This is a genomic window from Hydrogenivirga sp., from assembly GCF_056450045.1.
Genome location: NZ_JBWONM010000193.1, coordinates 1 through 7708, shown reverse-complemented (window position 1 = coordinate 7708; position 7708 = coordinate 1). Strand labels below are relative to the sequence as shown.

Genomic DNA, 7708 nt, shown 5'->3' with positions numbered 1-7708 from the left:
GTAAGTGCCACCGCTCCCACTCCTGCGACCTTGAAAAGGTCCCTCCTTGTAATCATCTCTAACACCTCCTTAGGTTTGATTTCTTGCAAGCCTTAAAGAGCAGGTTGAGAAAGTCATCCCTCTCCCTACTTCCGAATATTCTGTAAAGTATTTTATCACTCTGAGGATCGTATACAACAAAGTAGGGAGTTCCAAGGACCCCGAACTTCCTGTCAAGCTCCTGCGATTCGGAGGCGTTGATGCTCACCACAACGAATCTCTTCCTTATGTAGCTGTCAACCTCCGGGTCCCCAAGGACGAACTCCTCCATCTGCAGGCAGTAAGGACAGTGCTCACCGTAGAAGTAGAGGAGGACCTCCTTGTTCTGAGCCCTTGCCAGCTCAACCCCCTTTCTGAAATCCGTGACCCAGCTCTGGGAGAGGGTGATTGAGGAAAAGGCAATCAGGACAAGCATCGCAAGCTTCAGCATTGCAGTAAATAATTTAGAGTATTGGCTTTCCCTTAAATCTTAATTGTTTCTTATGAGTTAATAACCAAGTCTAATTTAAAATAATTCTTATATAAGAATATAAGAAACCCATTATGGAAAGAGGGGAACCTTTGGAAGGGAGAGACCCTCTTCAAGACCTGAGATAAGGTTCATGTTCTGGACAGCCTGCAGGGAGGCACCCTTGCCGAGGTTGTCTATCGCCGATACTATCACCGCGGTTGATGTTCTCTCATCGTAAGAGGGGTATATGAGGCAGAGGTTGGTTCCGAGAACCCACTTCGTCTTTGGGGGGTCTTCCACTACGTGAACGAACTCCTCTCCCTTGTAGGTCTCCGAGAAGATCTCCCTCAGATCTACAGGTGGCATTTTGATGTAAAGGGTTGAGAGCATGCCCCTTGAGGCTGGAACTACAACGGGCGTGAATCTTATCTTCAGTCCCCTGCCCGTCAGTCTCCTGACCGCATCCTCCATCTCCGGCGTGTGCCTGTGCTTCTCAACCGAGTAGGCGAAGAAGCTCTCTTCCATCTCGGGAAAGTGGAAGTGCTGGCGCGTCTTCCTACCGGCTCCGGAAACGCCCGAAAGGGCGTGAACTATAACCTCGTCAAACTCTATACCTTCCTTCAGAAGGGGGTAGAGGGCTAAGAGAGTTGCGGTAGGGTAGCACCCGGGGTTCGCTACGAGCCTTGCCTTCTTTATCTCTTCTCTGAAGAGCTCCGGCAGACCATAGATAGCCTGGGAGAGGAGCTCGGGGTGGGTGTGATTAAAGCCGTAGAAGTGCTCGTAGCTCTGGACATCCCTTATCCTGTAGGCGCCTGAGAGGTCAACAACCTTCCTGCCCTCTTCAAGGAGCCTTGGGACGAGCTCCATTGAGGCTTCGTGGGGAAGGCAGAGAAAGGCTAAGTCGTAGTCTCCTTCTGGTTCTGGAACGAGCGTGCGTTCCCCAAGTACGGGTGAGAGATGGGGAAGAACCTCTCTGACCTTCTTCCCCGCTGTTGATGATGAGACGAGGGAGGTTATCTCAACCGCCGGGTGCTGGGAGAGGGCTCTGATAAGCTCCGAGGCTGTGTAGCCTGTGGCACCGTAAATGCAAACCTTTAACGCTTGCTCCACCTGTACTTAGCCCTTGCACCCATCTGAGCGTACTTCTTCCTTTCCTTCTCCCTCGCGTCCCTTGTGAGTAGCCCGGCCTTCTTTAGGGATGGTCTGAGGTCTGGGTTGTGGGACAGGAGCGCCTTTGCCACCCCGTACATTATAGCCTCCGCCTGTCCTGAGATTCCTCCGCCCCTGACGGTTGCGTATATCCCGAACTTCCCTTCGGTCCCGCTGACCTTGAAGGGAAGCATCACCTTCTGATAGAGGGTCTCCCTCTGGACGTACTCTCTGAGGTCATACTCCTTTCCCGTTTCATCAACCCTGACTATGAACCTATCGGGGTGGTCCTTGAGTATCCACACCCGCGCTATGGACTCCTTTCTCCTTCCCGTTCCGTAGTGGGAGTTCTCGGGGGTTATCTTAAAGTCCTTGAGTTTGCTCATGCTCTAACCTCCAGTGGCTCCGGCTTCTGTGCCTGATGGGGGTGCTCGCTTCCCCTGTAAACCTTCAGCTTCTTTATCATCCTGTGTCCGAGCCTGTTCTTGGGAAGCATCCTCTTGACTGCAAGCCTTATAACCTCTTCGGGCTTGTTCTCAAGCATCCAGCCCAGGGTTCTCTCCTTTAAACCTCCAGGGTAGTTGGAGTGTCTGTAGTACTTCTTCTGCTCAAGCTTTTTACCTGTAACCTTTATCTTGTCTGCGTTGATAACTATCACAAAGTCCCCGCAGTCAACGTCGGGCTGGTAGTAGGGCTTGTGCTTTCCCCTGAGCACCTTGGCTATCTCGCTCGCAAGCCTGCCAAGGACCTTACCCTCTGCGTCCACGATGTACCACTTCCTCTGAACCTCTTCGGGCTTTACCCTGTATGTCTTCATCTCACACTCCTTTCAGGAAACCAATATTGTATTACTTTTTGCCTATATATTCAAGGGGGTTGAGGACGGAGCCGTCCTTGGACCTTATCTCAAAGTGGAGAGCACACCTACCAGAGCCGGGCTTCAGCCCTACCTTACCTATAACCTCTCCCTTTGAAACCCTGTCCCCCCTCTCAACGAGGTTCTGCATATTGTAGGCGTAGATGGAGAGATACCCTGGATGCTCAACTATGACCATGTTCCCGTAGGTAGTGAGGTCGTCCCCGCTGTATATAACCCTTCCTCCCTCAACCGCCCTGACCTTGTCCCCGCAGGATGTGTATATATCAACGCCCCTGCTCGCCTTCTCCACCTTCCCATCTACGGGGAAGAAGGAAAGGGCTATCTTCGGTTTGTCTATGTACCTCCTCTCAAAGGCTCTCTTGGGAACTGGAACCTTTATGAGCTGACCTATCCTTATTATGTTGCCTCTCAGGTTGTTCGCTCTCTTTATTTCCCTCCAGCTCACCCCGAACTTCTTGGCTATCTTCTGGAGGCTGTCACCTCTCCTTACCCTGTACTTTATGTAGACCACCCCCCTCTTTCTGTAACTGCGCTGGTGCCTCTTAGCAACCCTGCCTTTTTTGGGTATCTTTAGCCTCTGCCCCACCCTTATTATGTTGCCTCTCAGGTTGTTAGCTCTCTTTATTTCTCTCCAGCTCACCCCGAACTTCTTGGCTATCTTCCGGAGGCTGTCCCCCCTCCTTACCTTGTATATAAGGTATCCCTTATTCTTTGCCTTCCTCTTTACACTTTTCTTTTTGTAGGGTATGCATATCCTCTGCCCTACCCTGAGGAACTTCCTCTTCTTGAGCTTTGGGTTAGCCCTCAGGATGTCCTTTATGTACATATTGTACCTGTCCGCAACCTTCCAGAGGCTGTCTCCCGGTCTGACCTTGTGGTAGAGCCTGCACTTTGCAGCGAAGGAATCACCGACCAGGAGGCTAATACCTAATATCAAAGCCATGAAGAGGCTCATCGGGTTCCTCCTTGTGTATCTCAATCTTCTCCACCTCTGAGAGTCTCGGACCTCTCCAAACCTCCTTTATGAAGTGACATAAAACTTCTTCGTCCCCTTGAGCCAAGATTTCAACCCTGCCGTCGGGAAGGTTCCTCACCCAGCCGGATACACCGTAGCTGTCGGCAACCCTCTTGGTGTAAGCTCTGAAGCCCACCCCTTGGACCACCCCTGACACGAATATGCGCATCCTCATGTTCCTTATAATATTAACAGGAGGTTAAAGTGTATGAATGGTAGAGTGGTCTTTCTCCTCAACCCCCTTAAGAACGATAAGGTGTGGGCTGTGATGACTCCTGACGGAGAGCTCATGTACGACATAATGTCGGTCAAGAGGGCTGAGCTGTGCATGGCTGAGAATGAGCAGTACTGGCTCAACCCCTTTGGGGGTTCCTTTCAGTGGGATACTAAGGTCTCTGAACCCTACGAGGCTGAGTTTGTCTTCTTTAAGAAGGAGGCTCAGCAGTATATGTGTGTCTTTGACCTCCAGATAGCTGACCTTCAGTACGTTGACTACGCTCCCGTCAGCGGTGAGCTTGTCTTTGACGAAGGTGAGCTCGGAAAGAAGCTCGGTAGCAAGAACCTCGGGGAGTTCAAGAGGTTCATGAACGAACTCTGGGAGTATATAAAGGAGTCTTCCTGATGCTTGATGAGAGGCTCCTTGAAATATTAGCCTGTCCCCTCTGCAAGGGAGAGCTTGTGTACGATTCCAAGAAGGAGAGGCTTATCTGTGAGAGGTGCAGGGTTTACTATGAGGTCAGGGAAGGGATACCCGTTCTCCTCCCCGACTCTGGGAAGCCTCTTGAAGGAGAAAGCTCCTGAGCTCCTCCTCGCTCTCGGTTGAGAAGTCCGCCGGTATGTCAAGCTCAACCACTTTCTTGAAGTGGACGAACTTAGCGGGCTTGCCGTACATCTTCCTGTAGAAGTAAACCATCTCCCTGTCGGCGTTGTTGTCTCCTACATACACCCCCTCTTCAGCTCCGAGGAGCTCCATGCACAGGTGCAACGGGTAAGGGTGGGGCTTCCTGAGATCTTTGTCAGCAACGTCGTCCTCATCCACCGTAACATCAAAGAAATCCCTAAGTCCGAACCTTTCAAGAACGAACTCAAGGTCCTCCTTTGGTCTTCCCGTAACTATACCCAAGGGAACTTCCCTTTCCTTTAGCTCCCTGAATAGCTCCGCCGGGAGTATCTGCTTCTCCCTGTCCTTGAGCCTGTTGTATATCTCGGTGAACCTCTCAACGAGCTCCCCGTAGTCCGCCTCTCCCCCAAACTCCTTTATTACCTCGTAGGTTGCGTCCCAGTCGTTGTTTATAGACTTGGAGAACTTTATCTCCTTCACCGCTGAAAGCGGTACCTCCCTATTAAGAAAAAGCTCTGCCGTCTCCTTTATGGCGTAGTGGTAGCTCTCGCGGACATCAACTATAACGCCGTCAACGTCAAAGATTATCGCCTTCATCTTAAACTCTCTCTGGAACGTTCTCCTGGGTCTTGGAAAGGATAAACTTCACGAAGTTGCTTGCAAGGAACGTGACGTTTGATGTCTTCGGGTATATTATGTTGAAACGTCTCTTTATCTTAAAGCCCCTTATCTTCACGGGAACTAAGGAGCCCATCTCAATCTCCCTAAGGATTAGACCCCTTGAGAGGAAAGAAGCTCCGTAGCCTCCCTTAACTATGTGTATTATTGTTCTGCTGCTGTTAGCCTCTATCTTTATGTTCAACCTCTCAAAGACTATGCCGAGCTTCTCAAGGGCTTCTCTTACTATCTTCCTCGTCCCGGAGTTCATCTCCCTCATGACGAGGTCTATGTTGTAGAGCTCTTCGGGTTCTATCTCCCCCGCATCCGCTATCGGGTTGTCGGGATAGGTGAAGAAGACTATCTCGTCCTCAAGCCAGGGCACGCTCACGAACTTGTTGGAAGCCTCCCTCTCTATGATTCCGAGGTTCAGGACTCCAGAGAGAAGTCCCTCTTCAACGTCGTGGGAGTTTCCCGTAAACACCTTTACCGTCGCACTCGGAAACTCCCGGTGGAACTCCGCTATTAGGGAAGGGACTATGAACTCGCTGAGGGTCGCGCTGACTCCGAGGAATAGGGTATCCTTGAGGTCCTTCTTTATCTTTGCTATCTCCTCCATGAGACCTTCGTAGCTCCCGAGGAGTATCTTTGCTATCTCGTATATCCTCTTGCCCTCCTCCGTGAGGCACATCTTACCTCCCTGCCTCTGGAAGAGCTTCGCTCCTATTGTCTTCTCCAGAGCCTTTATCTGCTGGGTGACCGCCGGCTGGGTTATGTAAAGTATCTCAGAGGCTTTTGAGAAGCTCCCCAAGTCTGCTACCGTCACGAAGGTCTTTAGTTTGGAGATATCAATCATTTCAAACTTTAATTATAGTATAAGCTCTTCTTATTGCAAGTATAAGTTTATTAAATCGGGGACCGGGATACGGTCCCCCAGATAGTTAAGGACATGAGCAAGGTCTTGATGAAGAATCAACTTGTATCTGACCAGATAATGATTGTTCATTTCCGTCGGTAGTGACATATACTCCCGAGTAGCTGTAAGTTCCATAGCTTGTTATTTCCTGATAGCTACTACAAATACATTGAGAAGCCTCTGTTATTTCGTAGCTCCATGAGCCCGGATTGGTTCCTGGGAATTCAAGAGATATATATTCTCCAGGCTCAAACTGTCCATTTAAGCAAACCCATATTCTGCTAAAACCTATGTCATGTTCTACACCAGAACACTTTTCTGAGACGTTTTTAGGGTTTCCTGTATCATCTTGTGGAAGCCATGAGCATGCTTCTTTTACTGTCTTACCTTCAGCTGCTGGAGGTGATTCAGTAATCACAAGCTTAATAGTGCCCTTAATGAGTTTTCCATTTGTGATGTTTTTTTGAATTTCTACAGGTATACCACTGTTGTTAGGTGTAGATAGATGTAGTACGCCTCCTACAGTTCCTTTAGTATCATCAGATTGATCTTCATCGTGAAAGAAACCAACCTCAAATTTTTTCTTGCCATTTACAACGCTAACCGCACACATATTAGCTTTAACTATATGCCCTCCCCCTGATGCATACTTGAAGCCTAACTCAACATCTTGTCCTTTGCATATCTCCTTGCAGATAAATTCAAAAGTAGGTGTTCCTTTATACTTAGATGTGAGGTTTTGATAAGTAACATCGTTCTGTATCTCCTTATGTGTTGTTTGGTGCTTTACTACTAAACATATGTTATTATTGCGAATATATTTAAGCTTGCCATTAATCAATTTTGCAGGTGGTACTCCGTTACCCACTCTTCTGTTTCTATCAAGCGCTATTTGCCTCTCCATTGCATCACCTAATTTACCAACCAAAGTGTTATCACCTCTAAGTCCAGCTTTATGCTCATGCGGAACATTAGTGCCCCATTTGTCCTTCAGCCATGCCAAACTGTTGGCAACTCCAGCTGGCGCACATTGATTCCTTGCTGCTTGAATGTTGTATTTATGTGCATCCACCTGAAAACAGTAAGCAAACTTAAAATTGTCTCCTGTTAGTTCTCCAAAACGGACTCTATTTTTACCAGCATTTTGAGCAAGATTTTGCATTTCGGACACTAAATTATCTACATTTATTTCATAAGAGATAAGTTTCTGCGCAGCAGAGCTTACTATCTCAAGTGGAGGTCCTGTAGCCTCAGAGTCTCCAAAACCTTCAGCATTGTATTGCCGTTCAGTTACAACCCATTCATCCAGTGCACTTGGATTAAATTCACTAAGAGGCTGAGATGTCACTAATACTTTAGCCTTAATTTTGTCAATCTTGCTGTTGTATAGAGGGTCCTGATGCATAGCAAATTCTATACCCAAAAGTCCCATGGGCTGTTCAAGAGGAAGCAGTTGATTTTCTATTACCCAACCCAGGTTGTCTACAAACACATTTATGAATACAACGGTGCCTAAATTCATATTGATAAGCTTACTGGTGTCAATCTCAATGAAACCCACGCCTGTATATATACCTTCTACCTGTTTGATGCTTAATGATTGACTTTGTGTTATACCTGGAAAAGTGTAAACAGTCTGTTTTATATTTGCCACACCAGATGAGGGAGATATTGGCACACTATCCGTAGATTCTGAACTACTGGAATTACTACCCCCTATACCGCAGGACAGTATGGTTATAAATGAAATTGAAATAAGA

At 48.1% G+C, this 7708-nt stretch carries 11 protein-coding genes; 2 read left to right on the top strand and 9 right to left on the bottom strand.

Annotated elements, in window-relative coordinates; translation table 11 throughout:
• Positions 1-58 precede the first annotated feature (58 nt).
• The 6 genes from AC1HCM_RS08015 to AC1HCM_RS07990 form a co-directional block, all read right to left on the bottom strand.
• On the bottom strand, positions 59-469 hold the full coding sequence (locus AC1HCM_RS08015; RefSeq protein ID WP_479461247.1) for a thioredoxin family protein: 411 nt from the start codon (positions 467-469) through the stop codon (positions 59-61).
• A 111-nt stretch (positions 470-580) separates the two neighbouring features.
• Positions 581-1600, bottom strand: a complete 1020-nt coding sequence (argC, locus tag AC1HCM_RS08010; RefSeq protein ID WP_479461246.1) for an N-acetyl-gamma-glutamyl-phosphate reductase — start codon at positions 1598-1600, stop codon at positions 581-583.
• On the bottom strand, positions 1585-2025 hold the full coding sequence (gene rpsI, locus AC1HCM_RS08005; protein ID WP_479461245.1) for a 30S ribosomal protein S9: 441 nt from the start codon (positions 2023-2025) through the stop codon (positions 1585-1587). Before rpsI ends, argC begins: the two co-directional genes overlap by 16 nt.
• On the bottom strand, positions 2022-2456 hold the full coding sequence (gene rplM / locus AC1HCM_RS08000) for a 50S ribosomal protein L13 (protein WP_479461244.1): 435 nt from the start codon (positions 2454-2456) through the stop codon (positions 2022-2024). Before rplM ends, rpsI begins: the two co-directional genes overlap by 4 nt.
• 31 nt (positions 2457-2487) lie before the next feature.
• The gene (locus tag AC1HCM_RS07995) at positions 2488-3462 is read right to left on the bottom strand and encodes a murein hydrolase activator EnvC family protein (RefSeq protein WP_479461243.1); all 975 of its coding nucleotides are present in this window, start codon (positions 3460-3462) and stop codon (positions 2488-2490) included.
• Positions 3440-3703 carry an acylphosphatase gene (locus AC1HCM_RS07990; RefSeq protein WP_479461242.1) on the bottom strand — a complete coding sequence of 88 codons (264 nt, stop codon included), beginning with the start codon at positions 3701-3703 and terminating at the stop codon, positions 3440-3442. The genes AC1HCM_RS07995 and AC1HCM_RS07990 overlap by 23 nt, the downstream gene beginning before the upstream one ends.
• Positions 3704-3742: 39 nt before the next feature.
• On the opposite strand from AC1HCM_RS07990, the gene AC1HCM_RS07985 reads away from it, so the two are divergent.
• Together AC1HCM_RS07985 and AC1HCM_RS07980 are read left to right on the top strand one after the other, a co-directional pair.
• The gene (locus AC1HCM_RS07985; RefSeq protein ID WP_479461241.1) at positions 3743-4156 is read left to right on the top strand and encodes a hypothetical protein; all 414 of its coding nucleotides are present in this window, start codon (positions 3743-3745) and stop codon (positions 4154-4156) included.
• Complete coding sequence (locus AC1HCM_RS07980) at positions 4156-4335, top strand: Trm112 family protein (RefSeq protein WP_479461240.1); 180 nt, start codon at positions 4156-4158, stop codon at positions 4333-4335. The genes AC1HCM_RS07985 and AC1HCM_RS07980 overlap by 1 nt, the downstream gene beginning before the upstream one ends.
• On the opposite strand, the gene AC1HCM_RS07975 is transcribed toward AC1HCM_RS07980, so the two are convergent.
• The 3 genes from AC1HCM_RS07975 to AC1HCM_RS07965 all read right to left on the bottom strand — a co-directional run.
• Entirely contained in the window at positions 4271-4972 is a 702-nt protein-coding gene (locus tag AC1HCM_RS07975) for an HAD family hydrolase (protein WP_479461239.1), read from the bottom strand. The two genes, AC1HCM_RS07980 and AC1HCM_RS07975, sit on opposite strands and share 65 nt — an antisense overlap.
• Position 4973: 1 nt before the next feature.
• Positions 4974-5888: a LysR substrate-binding domain-containing protein gene (locus AC1HCM_RS07970; RefSeq protein WP_479461238.1), complete on the bottom strand. Its 915-nt coding sequence runs from the start codon at positions 5886-5888 to the stop codon at positions 4974-4976.
• Between the two features lie 85 nt (positions 5889-5973).
• On the bottom strand, positions 5974-7708 hold a 1735-nt coding region (locus AC1HCM_RS07965), incomplete at its 5' end, for a hypothetical protein (RefSeq protein WP_479461237.1).